General features: G+C 65.8%; 18 protein-coding genes. 10 read left to right on the forward strand and 8 right to left on the reverse strand.

Going from position 1 to position 17049, the window contains the following annotated elements:
• Positions 1-225: 225 nt before the first annotated feature.
• From QOC69_RS28215 to QOC69_RS28230, 4 genes are read right to left on the reverse strand one after another with little or no spacing between them, the layout of a single operon-like run.
• The gene (locus QOC69_RS28215; RefSeq protein WP_526445825.1) at positions 226-1632 is read right to left on the reverse strand and encodes a response regulator; all 1407 of its coding nucleotides are present in this window, start codon (positions 1630-1632) and stop codon (positions 226-228) included.
• On the reverse strand, positions 1629-2405 hold the full coding sequence (gene ddaH, locus QOC69_RS28220) for a dimethylargininase (RefSeq protein WP_526445826.1): 777 nt from the start codon (positions 2403-2405) through the stop codon (positions 1629-1631). The genes QOC69_RS28215 and ddaH overlap by 4 nt, the downstream gene beginning before the upstream one ends.
• Before the next feature lie 51 nt (positions 2406-2456).
• Positions 2457-2891: an SRPBCC family protein gene (locus QOC69_RS28225; protein WP_526445842.1), complete on the reverse strand. Its 435-nt coding sequence runs from the start codon at positions 2889-2891 to the stop codon at positions 2457-2459.
• Positions 2892-2893: 2 nt separating this feature from the next.
• The gene (locus QOC69_RS28230; protein WP_526445827.1) at positions 2894-3250 is read right to left on the reverse strand and encodes an ArsR/SmtB family transcription factor; all 357 of its coding nucleotides are present in this window, start codon (positions 3248-3250) and stop codon (positions 2894-2896) included.
• Between the two features lie 129 nt (positions 3251-3379).
• On the opposite strand from QOC69_RS28230, the gene QOC69_RS28235 reads away from it, so the two are divergent.
• A complete protein-coding gene (locus QOC69_RS28235; RefSeq protein WP_526445828.1) occupies positions 3380-4096 on the forward strand; it encodes a maleylpyruvate isomerase family mycothiol-dependent enzyme in 717 nt (238 codons plus the stop codon).
• Positions 4093-4824: a DUF899 family protein gene (locus QOC69_RS28240; protein WP_526445829.1), complete on the forward strand. Its 732-nt coding sequence runs from the start codon at positions 4093-4095 to the stop codon at positions 4822-4824. The genes QOC69_RS28235 and QOC69_RS28240 overlap by 4 nt, the downstream gene beginning before the upstream one ends.
• 3 nt (positions 4825-4827) lie before the next feature.
• Here QOC69_RS28240 and QOC69_RS28245 read toward each other — a convergent pair whose 3' ends face one another.
• The gene (locus QOC69_RS28245) at positions 4828-5577 is read right to left on the reverse strand and encodes a hypothetical protein (protein WP_526445830.1); all 750 of its coding nucleotides are present in this window, start codon (positions 5575-5577) and stop codon (positions 4828-4830) included.
• Between the two features lie 45 nt (positions 5578-5622).
• A complete protein-coding gene (locus QOC69_RS28250) occupies positions 5623-6252 on the reverse strand; it encodes a TetR/AcrR family transcriptional regulator (RefSeq protein WP_526445831.1) in 630 nt (209 codons plus the stop codon).
• A 125-nt stretch (positions 6253-6377) separates the two neighbouring features.
• On the opposite strand from QOC69_RS28250, the gene QOC69_RS28255 reads away from it, so the two are divergent.
• The 3 genes from QOC69_RS28255 to aceA all read left to right on the forward strand — a co-directional run bounded on the left by QOC69_RS28255 (position 6378) and on the right by aceA (position 11001).
• Positions 6378-7400, forward strand: coding sequence for a Rieske 2Fe-2S domain-containing protein (locus QOC69_RS28255; RefSeq protein ID WP_526445832.1), 1023 nt, complete (start codon positions 6378-6380; stop codon positions 7398-7400).
• Positions 7401-7429: 29 nt separating this feature from the next.
• Positions 7430-8521 carry an NAD(P)H-dependent amine dehydrogenase family protein gene (locus QOC69_RS28260; RefSeq protein WP_526445833.1) on the forward strand — a complete coding sequence of 364 codons (1092 nt, stop codon included), beginning with the start codon at positions 7430-7432 and terminating at the stop codon, positions 8519-8521.
• Between the two features lie 179 nt (positions 8522-8700).
• Positions 8701-11001, forward strand: coding sequence for an isocitrate lyase ICL2 (gene aceA, locus QOC69_RS28265; RefSeq protein WP_526445834.1), 2301 nt, complete (start codon positions 8701-8703; stop codon positions 10999-11001).
• A 7-nt stretch (positions 11002-11008) separates the two neighbouring features.
• Here the strand turns inward: aceA and QOC69_RS28270 are convergent, their stop codons facing one another.
• On the reverse strand, positions 11009-11929 hold the full coding sequence (locus QOC69_RS28270) for a LysR family transcriptional regulator (RefSeq protein ID WP_526445835.1): 921 nt from the start codon (positions 11927-11929) through the stop codon (positions 11009-11011).
• Between the two features lie 140 nt (positions 11930-12069).
• Between QOC69_RS28270 and QOC69_RS28275 the strand changes: the two genes are divergently transcribed.
• Genes QOC69_RS28275 through QOC69_RS28285 form a run of 3 tightly spaced genes read left to right on the forward strand, consistent with a single transcriptional unit; the run spans position 12070 to position 14572 of the window.
• Positions 12070-12783 (forward strand): SDR family NAD(P)-dependent oxidoreductase, encoded by a 714-nt coding sequence (locus QOC69_RS28275; RefSeq protein WP_526445836.1) that lies wholly within the window; start codon positions 12070-12072, stop codon positions 12781-12783.
• Between the two features lie 2 nt (positions 12784-12785).
• Positions 12786-13151 (forward strand): SgcJ/EcaC family oxidoreductase, encoded by a 366-nt coding sequence (locus tag QOC69_RS28280; RefSeq protein ID WP_526445837.1) that lies wholly within the window; start codon positions 12786-12788, stop codon positions 13149-13151.
• Positions 13148-14572 carry an MmgE/PrpD family protein gene (locus QOC69_RS28285; protein ID WP_526445838.1) on the forward strand — a complete coding sequence of 475 codons (1425 nt, stop codon included), beginning with the start codon at positions 13148-13150 and terminating at the stop codon, positions 14570-14572. Before QOC69_RS28280 ends, QOC69_RS28285 begins: the two co-directional genes overlap by 4 nt.
• Positions 14573-14589: 17 nt before the next feature.
• Here QOC69_RS28285 and QOC69_RS28290 read toward each other — a convergent pair whose 3' ends face one another.
• On the reverse strand, positions 14590-15423 hold the full coding sequence (locus QOC69_RS28290) for an MBL fold metallo-hydrolase (protein WP_526445839.1): 834 nt from the start codon (positions 15421-15423) through the stop codon (positions 14590-14592).
• 75 nt (positions 15424-15498) lie between these two features.
• On the opposite strand from QOC69_RS28290, the gene QOC69_RS28295 reads away from it, so the two are divergent.
• Positions 15499-16215: a hypothetical protein gene (locus tag QOC69_RS28295; protein ID WP_526445840.1), complete on the forward strand. Its 717-nt coding sequence runs from the start codon at positions 15499-15501 to the stop codon at positions 16213-16215.
• Between the two features lie 76 nt (positions 16216-16291).
• Positions 16292-17049: aminoacyl--tRNA ligase-related protein (locus tag QOC69_RS28300; protein ID WP_526445841.1), on the forward strand; the 758-nt coding region annotated here is incomplete at its 3' end.

Here is a 17049-nt window from a genome sequence, read left to right on the forward strand (position 1 = left end):
CATCGGTTGGTACAGGCCATGGCGCGGACGCCGGATCATCCGGCGCCGGCGGAGCACCCAGAAGACCTCACCCAGGTGGGGCCGGGAGCGGAGAGGCCAGAACCCAAACCCCGCAAGGGGACGCCGCGTGTCACCAAAACACACTCAACGGCAACGGTTCAACGGCCGAGTAGCGGATAGCCGTATCCACGACGCTGCAGCCAACCTAGGTGGTGAACAGAATGTTTACCCCGGAAGGCAAAGCAACATGGAACATAAACTCCCTCGGGTAGGCCGTCTCGATGTCGCTGGACGCGACGAGACGCGGCAAGTCCGCCAGTGTCGGCTGCGGTGCCAGTTCCGTCGGATCGCCGCTAGGCGGGCAGCAGTCTGACCATCGTGCGCAGTTCGTCGAGTGTTCCGACGCTCAGGGCGCGGATGGAACGAGCGGCGGCGCGGCTGGCCGCCTCCTTCGCGGAGACCTGGAGGGCGCCGGCCTGGACGGCGATCAGGCTTACCTGGTGGGAGACGACGTCGTACATCTCGCGGGCCAGCTGAGTTCGCTCGCCGGCGAGCACCGCTTGCGCGTGGAGCGCGCGTTCGTGTTCCTTGCCCTCCTCGATCTCCTCCAGGCGCTGCGAAAGGTCTCGCCGTGTCCTGGAGGAGTTGACCGAGCAGGACGGGAGCGGTCGCGGCGGCCAGCGTGTAGACGACGTAGAGCAAGGTCCAGGTCCGGTCATGCAGCACACCTTCCTCGCGGGACGCCGCGATCACCATGGCGACCGCGGCGAGCGTCGCACACACCGCGAAGGCGGCGACGGCGACCAGGGCAAGGGCCAGGTCGATCCTGGTGTCGTCCGCGAAGTTGAGCGACATCTCGAACGCTGCCAGTGCGACGACCGCTGCATCGACCAACGGTGCGGGGATGCGTCGTGGAAGACGTTTCAACCCGGTCGACACGGTCGCCGCTGAGCCTCGGGCCGCTCCGGGTCTGCGTCGAGCAGCCTGGCCCGTTGGGCCAGCAGAGCCGCCTGCACGCGGCTGGCCACCCGCAACTTGCCACGATGGCGCTGACGTGATCCTTGACGGTCCCGGTCCCCGGTACAGGCGAGTTCCGATCTCGACATTGGACAGGCCCTCCGCCAGCAGCACCAGCACGTCCCGTTCTCTGGCAGTCAGCAACTCGACGCGGGCCGCCTCCTCGTCGACGACGGCAGGTTCTGTACCCGGATAGGCGCGCAGCAGGGTCCGGGACGTCTTCGGGGACATCACCACCCCACCGGCGGCCAACGTGCGTACCAGTTGGGCCAGTTGGTCGGGGTCGGTGTCCTTGAGCAGGAACCCGGCTGCGCCGATGTTGAGGGCGGCCAAGACGTACTCGTCGGTGTCGAAGGTCGTGAGCATCGCCACGACGGGTGGGGCAGGCAGGGCAAGCAGCTGTTGCAGGACCGTGAGGCCGTCGACGTCGGGCATCCGGATGTCGAGAAGGACGACGTCGGGCCGGTGCTCGCGAACCGCGGCAACGGCGTCCCCTCCGGTCGCGGTCGAGACGACCTCGATATCCGCCGCCGTGCCCAGGATCAGGCTGAATCCCGAGCGGACCAATGCTTCGTCGTCCACCACCACCACTCGGATCGCATGCGTGCCGCTCACGGATTCGGTTGGCGCACTCGCACGCTCAAGCACGTGACACAGCCCTCCAGTTTCTCGTACTCCGAGATGTCCACCGTCTCGAGCCGATAGCCGCGATCGGCGAACAACGCCGCCGTGTGAGGAGCCGCCGAACTCATCAGCACCAGATCCTCGTCGAGGATGACCACGTGGGCGCCTGGTTCCTCGGGCACGGCGAGGAACGACGGGAACATGCCCGGGTCGTCGACGACGGGTTCGTACCCGATGAGGGTGCCGTCGGGAAGTGCGGTGAGCGCACTCTTGAGATGCAGTGCCTTGGTCAGGGGCACGGCCGTGACGGTGTATCCGCGAGGCGCGAGGATCCGTGCGAGCTGTTCGATCGCCGACGCGGTGGTGGTTCCGCTGAGGCCGACGTACACCTGCGAACCCACCTTGAGCACGTCACCGCCGTCGAGTGTTCCCTCGGTGATCGCTGCAACATCGAGTCCCAGTTCATCGATGGTTCGTTGGACCGCAACGATTTCCGGATTGCGTGCCGGTTGACGAGGATTGGTGATGACCGCGAGGTCGCCGAACATCACGACGGCGTCCTCGACGAACACGCAGTCCGGCATCGAATCGTCACCTTCGATCACCACGGTGGGCCACCCAGTGCGGTGCAGCGCAGCCACGTAGTCATCCCACTGCCGCTTGGCCAGCTCGAGATCCAGCGGCTGGCGCTCGATGAATGTCACGATGCCGTCGGCCAGTGTCTCTGCGGGCCGCCGAACAAGTGCGTACGGGCGATCAGGCATGGCGTTTCACCGCGAACATGCCGTCATCGTCCGCATCCGCAACACGGCGCGTCAAACCCGTAGAAAGGCGGCGAGCTGATCGCAGACCTTCACCCACCCGTTCGCGAAATTGTCGAGGTCCTCTGGGGGGATGAGGGAATGCTCGATGGACATGAGTGTCTGATCGTCGCCGAACGGTTCGAATGCGACGTTGACGATGCTGACCACTGTCGGGTCCGCCCAGTCCGAGTTGGTCCACGTGAAGCGCAGTAGGTGCGGGCGATCGATGGCGACGAACTGCCCGGTGATCAGAACGCAGGTGCCCGAATGGTCGACGTCGAAGCGCACGCTGCCCCCGACCTGGGGTTCGACGGTGATGGCGACACATCGGTCCGGACGCGGACACATCCAGTCCGCCAACGACTCCGGATCGAGCCACTGGTCGAACACCACCTCGGGCGCGGCCGGCATGACCCGTTGCACGCGGGCGACCGGAGCGTCGTTCATCGTCATCCCCCGTCGCTTCGCTCGCCCCGGTGGTTTCGCCCCTTTCGGCGCAGCCGCTCCGCCAACGCGTCCGCCCGCGTCGACCAGAAGTCGGTCTGCTCGTCGATCCACCGCTGGGCCATCGTCAATCCGTCCGGCCGCAGGGAAAGCCAGTGCTCGCGGCCGCGCACCTCTCGCTGTACCAGACCGGCCGATTCCAGGACGCCGATGTGGCGCGATACGCCGGCGAAGGTCATCGGCAGCGGAGCGGCCAGGTCGGTGATGCGGGCATCACCCTGCCGCAGCGTCTCCAACAGCCAGCGCCGGGTCGGATCGGCGAGCGCCCCGTACGCCCGATCCAACACCTGATCTTCAACCATTCGATTGACTATAGCGGGTCGCCCATGGTGTGCTGAACGCGAAGATATTCAACTGGAATGTATAACGTCTGGACGGTGTTGTTTCCTGACATGACCAGAACCGTTGCAGCAGAAGCGGAAGGACAACGCATGGAGACACCGCAGATCACGTCGGTCGCTGATCCGCGCCTGTTTGCCCATCTCTATCAAGAAACGAGGGAACGTATCGTCGGGCTGGTGGCGGGACTGGACGACGCGGCGTTGAGCACCGCCGTTGCGGCCTGCCCCGGCTGGTCGGTCCGTGACGTGGTGGCGCATGTGGCGGCAGTCGCCGAGGACTCGGTGAGTGGGCGTTTGGCTGGGCCGCCCTCCGACGAGGAGACGGCAGCGCAGATCGCCCGGTTCGGTGGCTATGACCTGGCCGAGATCCTGGCCGCCTGGGCCGACGCCGCCGCAGCGCTGGACCACATGGCAGAAACCGCTGGGGTGAAACCCCCGCTCGGCGACATCACCAGTCACGAGCACGACGTCCGGGCTGCCATTGGCCGGCCCGGCGCCAGGGATTCCGCGGCGGTGTGGCATTCCTCCGACCAACTGCTCGCCAACCTTCGGACGCCGGTTGGGTTGCTCGTCACGGTGGAGGACGGCCAGTATCTGAGCGGGCCGGGCGACAGTGCTGAAATACGGCTCCGCACTACGCGATTCGAGGCCCTGCGCTGGCGGACGGGCCGCCGCAGCCGCGCCCAGCTCGCCGCGATGGACTGGTCGGGTGACCCGACGTCGGTACTCGATCACCTGTTCCTGTTCGGCCCGGCCGGTGCAGACGTCGACGAAGAGTCACCGAAACCCATTGGAGGACAGCGATGAAAGACGAAGCAATGCCCACGGCCGTCGACCGCGCCGCCTTCGAGGCCGAAATCGACAGACTCCGGACTCGGGAGAAGGCGCACATCCGGGAAGGCGACGCGATCGCCGCGGCCCGGCGGCGCCTGCCCATGGTCGAGGTCGACGCCACCCTCGAGCTGATCGGGCCAGACGGTCCGCTCACCCTGCTCGACGCGTTCGAAGGGCGCAGGCAGCTGGTCGCGTACTACTTCATGTGGCACCCCGGCCATCCCGCGCCCGAGCAATGCGAGGGTTGTACGTGGGTGACCACCCAGGTCGAGGAACTGTCCTACCTTCACTCCCGCGATATCACCTATGCCGTGTTCGCCCAGGGTCCGTACGAGGAAAGCGCCCGCTACCACGACTTCATGGACTGGGACATGCCGTGGTACTCGGCACTCCCCTCCCTCGACACGCTCCTGGTCGGGCGCCACGTCGGCATGATGCACCTCGTCTGCTACCTGCGCGACGGTGACCGCGTCTTCGAGACGTACTGGACCACCCTCCGCGGCGTGGAGGCGATGGACTATAGCTACGCGCTCATGGATCTCACCGTGTACGGGCGCCAGGAGCCGTGGGAGGACTCGCCGGCCGGCTGGCCAAGAGGGTGGCAGGTCGACGGCTCCAACACCCGGATGAACGGGCGTCCCATCCCCCAGTGGTCGCGGCTCGAGGCCGGACGCTCCGACGACCTCACCGTGGGGCCTTGATCGTCAGAGCACGCTCTGTTGAGCAATCCAGCGTTCACCGGCTTTGGCGGCGCGTACCAGCGCGCCGTACTCCCCGAGGTAGTCAGCGACGGCGCCCACCGCTGGCAGCATGCCAAGGACTCGATAGAATCCCTTCGGATGTGGCCGCTTGGCGAGCTCGTCGGCTATCGCACGCATCAGGCCCGCGAGACGCCACAGGCCTTGGGCCACACCGGCCGGTGTCCGGGGAAGTGCGCTGGAATCGGACGGCAGCGCGTCAGCTGACCGGTCGGGCACTAGGTCGCGTCCCGACAAGACCGCAGCCAGTAGCCGGACCTGTTGCCGGTGATCGGAGATGCCATGTTCGCGCGCTACTGCGCACAACACGATCGCCTGGTTGGTGAACCCGAAGAGATCCTGAAGCGGCAGCCGATCGCCCACCGCCCCAAGGACTCCGGGGAAGGCAACGATCACCGTGTTCAACGCCCCGACCCGATGTACCCACCAGTCGATGCGATCGTCCATGGGCATGTCGTCCCACGCCAGTGTTCCGGGGACCTTCGCCGTGTTGAGCGCCCACGCGAATGCGTCTTCGATCCTTCCCAGTGCGCTACCGGCGGGACCCCCCAAGTGGTGGGTGCGCTCCCTCAAGCCCAGAGGGTCGGCCTCCGCCAGGACGTCGAGAATCGGGTCGATGGCCTGCGTTGCGCGCAGCAAGACAGCGGCGACATCGTCGTCGGTGATCGTGGCGGTGGGCAGCAAAGAGAGATTCACCCACGAGTCATGACCCGTCGGGTCAGGTGTCAAACTCCGCGCGGCTCAGCGCTGCCGGGAATCCTCGAGGTAGGCGACGATGGCGTTGGTCAGCCCTCGCCGCGCCTTGTCGAGGTCGGCGTAGGTGCCTAGCTGGCGTTCTGAGGTGATGCCGCGCATGGCGCCCGGAATGAGCTCGGCGACCTCTGCCACGCGATCGGGGTCCACTTCCAGATCTGCGAATGCGCTCTGGCAGGTCGCGAGCCAACCTCGTCCCCACGAGGAGAGTTCGGCAGCGGTGCGCGGGTAGAGCGCTTCGAGTTCGGCGTGATCGCGTGGCAAGGCCGCACGCAGGTTGTCGATGGCTCGAGAGTCGGTGGAGGTCAGCCCGTCGTAGAGCGTGTCGATGATGTCGGCGACGCGTCGGCGCAACGGTGCGGTGGTGTCGGTGAAGGTGAGCACTTCGGCCCGTCGCTCGGCGGTGGACTGGAGCACGGCGGCCCAGAGTCCGTCGTTGTCGCCGAACTGGTACTTCACCGCGCCCCAGGTGGCGCCGATGTCACGGGCGATCTTGTTGGCCGACACCGCGCCGGGATCGCCGGAGGCCAGCGCCTTGACCGCGGCCTTCAGCATGTTCTCGCGGGTGGCGTTGCCGCGCCGGTTGGTGCGGCGCTCGGAAACGCCCGCGTCGGTCATGGTTCGGATGGTAGTGGCACTTCTGTGCGCGTAGCAGTTGTGATAGTTTCACAGTGCCTGCTGTGATTCAGCCGTCACGTCAGTTCGATCGACGTGCCCAATGCCGTGCAGAAGAGGACACCGACATGGCGAAACCCCCGCTATCGATGAAGCCGACGGGGTGGTTCCAGGTCGCGTGGTCCGTCGAGATCGGCGTCGGTGACGTCCACCGAATGACGTATTTCGGCCAGGAGATGGTGGCGTGGCGGGCGCAGTCCGGCCAGCTGACCGTCATGGACGCCTATTGCGAGCACCTTGGCGCGCACTTGGGTTTCGGCGGTCACGTCGAAGGCGACGTCATCGAATGCGCCTTCCACGGCTGGCAGTGGAATCACGACGGGCGAAACGTCTGCATTCCGTACGAGGACCGACCCAATCGAGGCCGTCGCATCCGCACCCATCCCGTGGTCGAGCGCAATGAATCGGTCTACATCTGGCACGACGCCGACGGCCGCGACCCCTACTTCGACGTGCCCGACGTATTCGCAGGATTCGACGACGGCAGTAGCGTGGCCGACTACTACCCGATGGCCACCCTGTATCGGGAGCAACTGCAACTGCATCCGCAGTACGTGCTCGAAAACGGTGTCGACTTCGCCCATTTCAAGTTCGTGCACAAGACCCCCATCGTGCCGGTGTTCACCAGACACGACTTCGATGCACCGGTGTCCTACGTCGACTTCACCATCACCTTCGAAGGCGATGAAAGCCAGTCGATCGACGATGTCAAGAGTGGCGTCGAGGCGGTCAACGGTGGACTGGGCGTCGCCGTGACCAAGAGTTGGGGCATGGTCGACAACCGGACGATCACGGCGGTGACCCCCGTCGACGACCGCACGTCCGACGTCCGTTTCACGGTGTACATCGGCCGCACGGCCAGCTCCGATCCGGCGAAGGCGGAGCGGAAGGCGCAAGCCTTCGCCGAAGAGATCATTCGCCAGTTCACCCAGGACGTTCACATCTGGCAACACCAGCGCTACTCCGACCCGCCTGCACTGTCGAGCAGCGAGTACGCGGGCTTCACCGCCATCCGCAACTGGGCCAAGCAGTTCTACCCCGACGGCCGTGGCGGCAGCGCCGCGGAGTTGCGGGCCTCCGCCATCTCCTGATCGATCACCGACCGAAGGGCTGAATTTCGATGAGCGCACCCACCAGAGCACCGATCCGGGTATTCCAGGTCGCAACCGGCAACGTCGGCACCGAGATGATCAAACGAATCGGGACACAACCCGATCTCGAGCTCATCGGATTGCATTGCTATACAACGGAGAAGATCGGCCGCGACGCGGGCGAGTTGGCCGGCCTGGCGCCCATTGGGGTCACTGCCACGGGCTCGGTGGACGACATCATCGCCGCCAAACCCGACGTCCTCACCTTCCACGGCGTGTTCCCCGACGAGGACCTCTACGTGAAGGTCCTCGAAGCCGGCATCGACATCGTCACGACCGCGGACTGGATCACCGGCTGGCACCGCGACACCAACCACCCGCACCCGTCCGGAAAACCGGTGTCGCAAGTCCTGGCCGAGGCCTGCGAGAAGGGCGCCGCGACCTTCTACGGCACCGGCATGAATCCAGGCCTGAACCAGATCCTCGGGGTGGTGTGCTCTGCCAATGTCGCCGAGATCGAGAACGTCATCACCATCGAGTCCGTCGACGTGTCGTGCCACCACAGCAAGGACACTTGGATCGAGGTCGGCTACGGCTTGCCCGTGGACGATCCGTCGATCCCGTCGAAACTGGAGAAGTACACCCGCGTCTTCGCCGATAGCGTGCTGATGATGGCCGACTGCTTCGGCCTGCAACTCGACGAGGTCAAGTTCAGCTACGAGCTAGGTGCTTGCACCAAGGACGTCGACCTGGGCTGGTATCAGATGCCGAAGGGGTCGCTCGGCGGCAACTACATCAAGTATCAGGGCATGATCGGCGGCGTTCCGAGGGTCGAGACGCATCTCGAGTGGCAGATGACCCCGCACACCGATCCCCACTGGGACATCAAGGGCTGCTACATCACTCAGATCAAAGGCGACCCGTGCATCTACAACAAGCACATGGTCTTCCCGAAGCCGGGAGTCGACCTGTCCAACCCGGACAACTTCGCCTCGATCGGCATGACCGTCACCGGGTTGCCCGCCCTCAACGCGATCCGCTCCGTGGTCGACGCACCACCCGGCCTGGTGACCAGTGCAGACCTACCGCTGCGCGGCTTCGCCGGGCGGTTCAAGACCTAGACCTGGACGGCGCCGCCAGGATGAACGCTATCGCCCTGTCGTGCAACGGGTTTTGTCCCAGACCTGGGACCGCCGGTTTGCCAGTCATCCACCATGATCGTCGTTGCGGCATCGCGCGCCAGAACCGGAGATAGACTCGGCGGGTCAGCGGTATCGGGCTCAACGAGGAGCGTAAATCCATGACCACCATCGAAGCGGATGCGAAGGCCGGCACACCCGTCGACCAAGACGTCGCGGCCACCCAGCGGTACTTCGACAGCCCGCGCTTCGATGGGATCATCCGCCTCTACACGGCCCGCCAGGTCGTCGAGCAGCGCGGCACGATCCCAACGGACTACACCGTGGCGCGCGACGCCGCGGCGGCATTCTACGAACGGCTCCGCGAGCTCTTCGGCCAGCACAAGAGCATCACCACCTTCGGCCCATACTCACCGGGTCAGGCCGTGACCATGAAGCGAAACGGCATCGAGGGGATCTACCTCGGCGGTTGGGCGACGTCGGCGAAGGGTTCGATCAGCGAAGATCCTGGGCCCGACCTCGCCAGCTACCCGTTGAGCCAGGTACCGGACGAAGCCGCCGGACTCGTCCGCGCCCTTCTGACCGCGGACCGCAATCAGCAATACCTGCGCCTGCGCATGACGGAGGCGCAACGCGCGAGCACACCGGAAATCGACTTCCGGCCGTTCATCATCGCCGACGCCGATACCGGTCACGGTGGCGATCCGCACGTCCGCAACCTGATCCGTCGCTTCGTCGAGTCCGGCGTGCCGGGGTACCACATCGAGGACCAGCGTCCGGGTACGAAGAAGTGCGGTCATCAGGGTGGCAAGGTTCTGGTGCCGTCGGATGAGCAGATCAAGCGCCTCAACACCGCGCGATTCCAGCTGGACATCATGCGGGTACCTGGCATCATCGTGGCCCGCACCGATGCCGAGGCGGCCAACCTCATCGACAGCCGCGCCGACGAGCGCGATCAGCCGTTCCTCCTCGGCGCCACCAACCTCAAGATTCCGTCCTACAAGTCGTGCTTCCTGGCCATGGTGCGCAGCTTCTACGAGGCGGGCGTCAAGGATCTCAATGGCCACCTCCTCTACTCACTACCCGACGGTGAGTACGCCGCAGCTACCACCTGGCTGGAGCGGCAGGGCATTCTGGGCCTGATCGCCAAGGCGGCCGCCGCCCGGCAGCAGGACGGGGACCAATCGGTCGACGCGCTCTTCGACGAGGTCGAGTCCCGGTTCGTCGAAGCGTGGCAGAACGATGCCGGGCTACAGACCTACGGCGAGGCCGTGGCGGAGCTGCTGGAGTTCCGCGGGCGTGAGGGCGAACCGCTCGAGATGAGCGCCGCGGACTGGCGGCGCTTCGCCGAGCGCGCATCGCTCTATGAGGCCCGGGAGAAGGCGAAGGAACTCGGGGCCGACGCCGGATGGGACTGCGAGCGGGTGAAGACGCCCGAAGGCTACTACCAGATCCGCGGCGGCATCCCGTACGCGATCGCCAAGTCTCTTGCCGCGGCGCCCTTCGCCGACATCCTGTGGATGGAGACGAAGACGGCCGATCTCGACGACGCGCGCCAGTTCGCCCACGCGATCCACAGCGTGTATCCCGACAAGATGCTGGCCTACAACCTCTCCCCCTCATTCAACTGGGACACCACCGGGATGAGTGACGACGAGATGCGGGCCTTCCCAGAGGAACTCGCGAAGATGGGTTTCGTCTTCAACTTCATGACCTATGGCGGACACCAGATCGACGGCGTCGCCGCAGAGGAGTTCGCCACCGCACTCAAGCAGGACGGCATGCTGGCGCTCGCCCGGCTGCAGCGCAAGATGCGCCTGGTCGAATCGCCCTACCGCACACCGCAAACCCTCGTCGGCGGTCCGCGCAGCGACGCCGCGCTGGCCGCCTCCTCCGGGCGTACGGCGACCACCAAGTCCATGGGCGCAGGCTCCACCCAGCATCAGCACCTCGTTCAGACCGAGGTGCCGAAGAAGCTGCTGGAAGAGTGGCTGGCGCTATGGAGTGAGCACTACCAGCTCGGTGAGAAGCTGCGTGTCCAGTTGCGGCCGCTGCGCGCGGGCGGCGAGGTGCTCGAACTCGGCATCTACGGCGAACGGGACGGCGGCGAGGAGGAGAAGCTGGCCAACGTGCTGGTCGACCCGATCAAGGACCGGAACGGCCGCAGCATCCTGACGGTGCGCGATCAGAACACGTTCGCCGAGAAGCTGCGCCAGAAGCGCCTGATGACCCTGGTCCACCTGTGGCTGGTGCACCGTTTCAAGGCCGAGGCGGTCTACTACGTCACGCCGACGGAGGACAACATCTATCAGACCGAGAAGATGAAGTCCCACGGCATCTTCCGCGACGTGCAGAAGGACGTCGGGGAGATCATCGTCGCCGAGGTGAACCAGCCGCGCATCGACGAATTGCTGGCGCCCGATCGCGCGGCGCTGCAGCAGTTGATCCGCAAGGAAGACTAAACGGCAACTAACGCGCCGCTTCGCGATGCGGATCGCCTACGGGCAGCCAGGCGTCGTCATCCAGGCCCAACGGACCAACATCGCCGGCAAGGGCGTCGATCACGGCGAGCACCGTCGCTCGTCCTTCGTCACGGCGCGAGACCAGCGACCACGTCCAGTACGGCGCGGGATGGATCACCGGACGTGCCACCAGGTCAGCGGGCACCGGCGCCGTCTGACCCTTTGGCGAGTTCAGCACCGGCCGGCGCAAGCGGCGCACATGCTCGAAAAACGTTGGGCCAGTGATGCCGCCGTCGTCGATGCGCACCGGGCGAGCGCTGCTGTCCCTGGCGAATTGCTCGCCGTAGCGATTCCACGACGACCAGCTGGCCGTGTCCGCGTCGATGAGCACCAGCGTGTCCTTCGCCTCGACCGCCGACGTGTCGGAGCCGGTGCAGACGGCATACAGGCGGTCGGCCCCGATCAGCCGCCCGTCGAGGTCGAGCGCGGCCAGGTCGGTGGTCTCTGCCCAGCAGATCGCGAGGTCGAGGCTGCCTTCGGCCACCCGCGCGGCCTGCGCGTGCGAGGGCATCACCCAGGTGTCGATGCGTAGCTGCGCGACTCCCGCCGTGCGTTCCGCCAAGTCAGCGGGCCGCCAATTGACGTAGCCGAGCCGGACGGGTTCGGAGTCTGACAGACCGGTCGCATGCCTGCGCAGCATGTCGGCCTGGTCCAACAGCGCGCGGGCGTTCGGCAGCAGCGCCGCCCCGGTGGGGGTCAGGGCGACGGATCGACGATCGCGGTCGAACAGGCGCACCTTCAGGTCACGCTCGAGGGCCTTGATCTGTTGCGACAGCGACGGGCCGGCGATGTGCAGACGGTCGGCGGCGCGGCCGAAGTTGAGCTCCTCGGCGACGACGACGAAATAGCGCAGCTGGCGTAGCTCCACGGGCCAATCGTAATGCGGTGGAAGCCTGGGCCTACCAGCAGCGAGCAAACCGGTTGTGGCGGGTGGGCAGCTGCCAGCCCGACGATGCGTTCAACAAGGTGCACCCAGCACCGAGGTGCGCCAACGAAGCGAGGCGTCACATGAATTCAGCCCAGAAGGTAGCCGTCATCACCGGAGCGTCCCAAGGAATCGGGGCCGAACTGGTTACCGCCTACCGCAAGCTTGGCTACGCGGTCGTCGCGAACTCGCGCTCGATCGGCGAATCGGACGACCCGGAAGTGCTGACGATCCCCGGTGACGTGGCCGAGCGGGGCGTCGGTGCCCGCATCGTCGACGCGGCGCTGGCCCGGTTCGGCCGGATCGACACGGTGATTAACAACGCCGGAGTCTTCATCGCCAAACCGTTCACCGAGTACACCGACGAGGACTTCGACGCGGTCACCGGAGTGAACCTGCGCGGGTTCTTCGAGATCTCCCGCAGCGCCGTCGCCGCGATGCTCAACGGGGAGGGCGGCGGCCACGTGGTCAACATCTCCACCAGCCTGGTCGATCATGCCAACTCTCAGGTGCCATCGGCACTGGCGTCCCTGACGAAGGGCGGCCTGAACGCCGTGACCAAGGCACTGGCGATCGAGTACGCCGGTCGCGGCATCCGCGTCAACACCGTCGCACTCGGCATCATCCGGACCCCGATGCACCCCGCGCCAACCCACGATGCCCTCGCTGCGATGCACCCGCTCGGTCGGATGGGTGACATCGAGGACGTCGTGGACGCTGTCGTCTACCTGGAGAATGCCCCCTTCGTCACCGGTGAGATCCTGCACGTCGACGGTGGCCAGAGCGCTGGGCACTGATCATGCGAGATCCCGAGAGCGTTCTGCGCGGCGTACTCGACGAATGGAAGGCCGCCGTCGACGCGCACGAACCGCAGCGAGTCGCCGCCCTCTTCACCGAGGACGCGATCTTCCAAGGCCTGCACCCCTACAGCGTGGGACGCCGAGGCGTCGCCGACTACTACGACGCCCAACCCGACGGGATGGCAGCCGAGTATCGGATTCTTGAAAGCAGGCAGTTGGCCGACGACCTGGTGCTCGGCTACCAGCGCGTCGACTTCTCGTTCGTCGATCGGCCCACGCTGAACGTCTACCTCAGCGTAGTGGTCAAGCGCGTGGACGATGGATGGTTCATCACGCACTACCAGGTCTCCAACCGCGATTCATGAGCACACCGACAGCTGAACCCGCGCGCTACACGGTCGAGGCGCTAGCAGAGTGGGTAGTGAGGTCCGATGCGTCGGATCTGGGCGATTCTGCGTCAATGTCGATGCGGCGCAACATCCTGGACAGTCTTGGATGCGCGATCGCCGCACTCGACGGCGAGACCGTGCAAGTCCTGCGCGACCACGTTGAGTCCGTCGGCGGCAGCCCCCGTGCCACGCTGATCGGAGGCGGTCGAACGAGTGTCGATCAAGCCACGTTGTTCAACTCGGCTGCGGTGCGATACGTCGATCTGCTCGACACGTATCTGACCCCCGGCGGCCTGTGCCATCCCGCCGACAATTTCGGCGCGATCCTGGCAGTGGCGGAAAGCGTGGGCGCCACCGGCGACGAATTCGTCCTGGCGCTAGCGGTGGCCTACGAGGTGCAATGCCGGTTCTCGGCGGCCGTTCCCGTGATGGCGCGTGGCCTCAATCATGCACTTCAGCTGGCAATCTCGGTCGCGGCTGGAGCCGCCGAACTGCTACACCTGTCCGCGGAACAAACGGGCAATGCAATCGCAACCGCAGCGGCAGACAACGTGTCGCTGGCGGCGATCCATTCCGAGCCGGTGTCGAACTGGAAGGGCATCTCCCCCGGCATCACCGCCCAGCGCGCGGTGTACACCACCGCGTTGGCGCAACGCGGAATCACCGGGCCGCATGGGCTTTTCGAAGGACCCAATGGGCTCGAGCAGCTGTTCGCGCAATGCATCGATCTTCGCCTCGACGACCCCGCACTGGACGTCGTCAACCACACCTACTTGAAGAAGTACTGCTCGCTCATCCATGGGCAAGCGGCCATCGAAACCGTGCTGGCACTCGCCCACGAGCACGGGATCAAGCACTCGGACATCGACTCGGTCGACGCCGAGGTCGTTCAGACCGCCTACGACATCGCCGGCGGCGGAAGCTTCGGCGACAAGGGCTCACCGTGGACCAAGGAGCAGGCGGACTACAACTTGAAGTATCTCCTGGCCGCGGCGTTGATCGACGGTCAGGTCGGGCCGGCCCAACTCCAGACCGAGCGGATCCGTCGCGCAGACGTCCAACGGTTACTGCATCGCATCCACGTGATACCCAACGCGACGCTGACTGCGGGCTATCCCCTGGCGACGCCCGTCCGCATCGGAGTGACACTGCGAGGTGGCAAGGTTTTCTCGCGCGAGCAGCAGGATTTCGAGGGCGCACCGAACCGGCCGTTGACATGGGAGCGGACGGTCGAGAAGTTCCACTGGCTTGCCGAGCAATACGCCGGTGAAGGGTTGCGCGACCAGATCGTCGACCGAGTCGAACACCTCGGCGCTGAGCCGGTGTCGGCGTTGACGCGGCTGCTGGGCGATGTGTGCCCCGTACGACGGCTGCCCAAGACACGCCGACCCATCTGAGTGCCTGGAATGCGCCGCTACGTCGCCGCGACTCGCGTGCCGGTGGGATCGAACGTGATCCACCGCCCGTGCGGTGCCACGGTGAGTACGTGCCTGAGCCCTGCCTCCTCGAATGCGGCAACGAAGTCATCGCGGCCTTCGCTGAAATGAGCCCAGCCGTCGACGTGCGCCGGGATGACCGCCTTCGCGCCGAGTAACTCGGCGGCCGCCGCCGCCCGCTGACCCGTGAACGTCAGAGGGCGACCGCGCTCCTTCGTCGGCACACGGGCCGCGCCGGCAAATATCACTGCGATGTCGACTACGCCGACGTGCTCGGTGATTGCCTTGACTGCGCCGACTGACGCGTTGTCGCCACTGAGGTAGACGGTCGGGACGTCTGGGCCCGACAACACGAACCCGGTCACCTCACAGTTGACGTGACCGGTTTCGTTGCGCTGCCCGTCGGCAGGGCCGTGTACCGCCGGAACCGCCTGCACCGTAAGAGGTCCCATACCGTCCCCGTCGGGGAGGTCGATGGACTGCCACGACTCGAGCCCGTGCGCCGCAGGCCCCAACCGGCGTGCGGCACGCGGATGAGTGAGAAGGAACGGAGCGGCCAGCGCCACCCGATGGCCACCCTCATCCAGATTGTCGGGGTGCTCGTCGTGGCTGACCAGCACGACATCGATTCTGCCCAGCGCCGTCGACGCGATCGCCGGACTCGCGGTCTTGGTGAGGTATCCCTGTTGTCCAGGCGGGTCGAAGGTCGGGTCCATGACGATCCGCCGCCCGGCAATGTCGACGACGGTGGTTGGCCCGCCCAGCACGCTGAAGGCCAATCCGCGCCTTCGATGGTCTACCAACTCCTCCATGCCGCTCACCTCTCCAACCGACCATCATCCGCCGACTTGGCGATGGCGGCGCATCGAAACTCCTAGAGTCGTGACGTGGCGCATACGAGCCCGGCCGGAGACGAGGTCCAGCTAGCCGCTGGCCACGTCGGGGCCACCGTGGCGCAGCTCGAACGCCGCATCTACGCGCGCTTCGGCGAGCGGGGACTGACGAAGGCGGCACGGGACCTCGGTCACCTTGTTGTCCTGGTTCAGAGCGAGGCGGACGAGTCTCGCGAGCGCCTGCGGCGCGCGACGCTGACTGCCCGCGCCGTGAGCATCATGATCGTCGTGGCCACGCTGGCCCTGCTGGTCTTCAGCCTGAGCTCGCCCGTCACCGACGGGCTCGCCACGACCGCGGACTGGGTGCCCCTAGTCGAGAGCGCCGTCAACGACGTCGTGTTCGCGGGCATCGCGGTGCTGTTCCTCTGGCTCTTGCCCGAGCGCATGGAGCGGCGCGCGTTGCTGCGGCTGCTCCACCGGCTGCGGTCGCTGGCCCACGTCATCGACATGCACCAGCTCTCCAAGGATCCCGAGCAGGTCAGCCCGAACTACGTGCGAACCGCGCAGAGCGTAGAGCACGGTCTGGACGCCGACCAGCTGCACCATTACCTCAGTTACTGCTCGGAGATGCTGAGCCTCACGGCCAAGACTGCGGCGCTCAGTGCCGAGCACAGCACCGACGGAGTCGTGCTCGAAACGATCTCCGACATCGAGACCCTGACCACCGAGCTATCCAACAAGATCTGGCAGAAGATCTCGCTACTGCCCTAAGCGAATTGGCCGCTGGTTCGGCGTGACTTCGGTGAGGGCTCAGTACGATTGGCCAGGCCAAATCGACATCAGGGTAATGAGAGGCGACCAGATGGCGGTGCTGACTCCTCAGCAAGAGGACTTTCCGCGGTGGTACCAAGACGTCCTGACCAAGGCGAAGCTGGCCGAGAACGGACCAGCCCGCGGAACCATGGTCATCCGGCCGACCGGCTACGCGATCTGGGAACGGATGCAGTCCGAGGTCGACAGCAGGATCAAGGCCGCCGGCGCGCAGAACGCTTACTTCCCGTTGCTGATCCCGATGAGCTTCTTCGAACGGGAGGCCGAGCACGTCGAGGGCTTCAGTCCCGAGCTTGCCGTCGTGACCCATGGCGGCGGCAAGGAGTTGACCGAACCGCTCGCCATCCGGCCGACCAGCGAAGCGGTCATCGGCGAGTACATGGCCAAATGGGTCGACAGCTACCGCGATCTTCCGCTGCTTCTCAATCAGTGGGCCAACGTCGTCCGGTGGGAACTGCGGCCGCGAATCTTCTTGCGCACCACGGAATTCCTGTGGCAGGAGGGCCACACCGCGCACGCAGGAGAATCCGACGCGCGGCACTATGCCCGCGGCATCCTGCACGACGTCTACCAGGATTTCATGCGCAGTGTCCTCGCCATGCCCGTGATCGTCGGCCGCAAGACCGCCAAGGAGCGGTTCGCCGGGGCGGCGAACACCATGACCTGCGAGGGCATCATGCGTGACGGCAAGGCACTGCAGATGGGCACGTCGCACGAGCTTGGCCAGCGGTTCAGCAGCGCATTCAACATCAGCTACTCCAGCGCCGAGGGCAC

This window comes from Mycobacterium sp., assembly GCF_032162105.1.
In the GTDB taxonomy this organism is placed as follows: domain Bacteria; phylum Actinomycetota; class Actinomycetes; order Mycobacteriales; family Mycobacteriaceae; genus Mycobacterium.

Bases quoted from the DNA above. Each gene is read 5' to 3' on its own strand.
- ddaH (WP_526445826.1), bottom strand. From the start codon at position 2,405: ATGCCTGATCGCCCGTACGCACTTGTTCGGCGGCCCGCAGAGACACTG.
- QOC69_RS28225 (WP_526445842.1), bottom strand. From the start codon at position 2,891: ATGAACGACGCTCCGGTCGCCCGCGTGCAACGGGTCATGCCGGCCGCG.
- QOC69_RS28230 (WP_526445827.1), bottom strand. From the start codon at position 3,250: ATGGTTGAAGATCAGGTGTTGGATCGGGCGTACGGGGCGCTCGCCGAT.
- QOC69_RS28235 (WP_526445828.1), top strand. From the start codon at position 3,380: ATGGAGACACCGCAGATCACGTCGGTCGCTGATCCGCGCCTGTTTGCC.
- QOC69_RS28240 (WP_526445829.1), top strand. From the start codon at position 4,093: ATGAAAGACGAAGCAATGCCCACGGCCGTCGACCGCGCCGCCTTCGAG.
- QOC69_RS28250 (WP_526445831.1), bottom strand. From the start codon at position 6,252: ATGACCGACGCGGGCGTTTCCGAGCGCCGCACCAACCGGCGCGGCAAC.
- QOC69_RS28255 (WP_526445832.1), top strand. From the start codon at position 6,378: ATGGCGAAACCCCCGCTATCGATGAAGCCGACGGGGTGGTTCCAGGTC.
- QOC69_RS28260 (WP_526445833.1), top strand. From the start codon at position 7,430: ATGAGCGCACCCACCAGAGCACCGATCCGGGTATTCCAGGTCGCAACC.
- aceA (WP_526445834.1), top strand. From the start codon at position 8,701: ATGACCACCATCGAAGCGGATGCGAAGGCCGGCACACCCGTCGACCAA.
- QOC69_RS28275 (WP_526445836.1), top strand. From the start codon at position 12,070: ATGAATTCAGCCCAGAAGGTAGCCGTCATCACCGGAGCGTCCCAAGGA.
- QOC69_RS28280 (WP_526445837.1), top strand. From the start codon at position 12,786: ATGCGAGATCCCGAGAGCGTTCTGCGCGGCGTACTCGACGAATGGAAG.
- QOC69_RS28285 (WP_526445838.1), top strand. From the start codon at position 13,148: ATGAGCACACCGACAGCTGAACCCGCGCGCTACACGGTCGAGGCGCTA.
- QOC69_RS28290 (WP_526445839.1), bottom strand. From the start codon at position 15,423: ATGGAGGAGTTGGTAGACCATCGAAGGCGCGGATTGGCCTTCAGCGTG.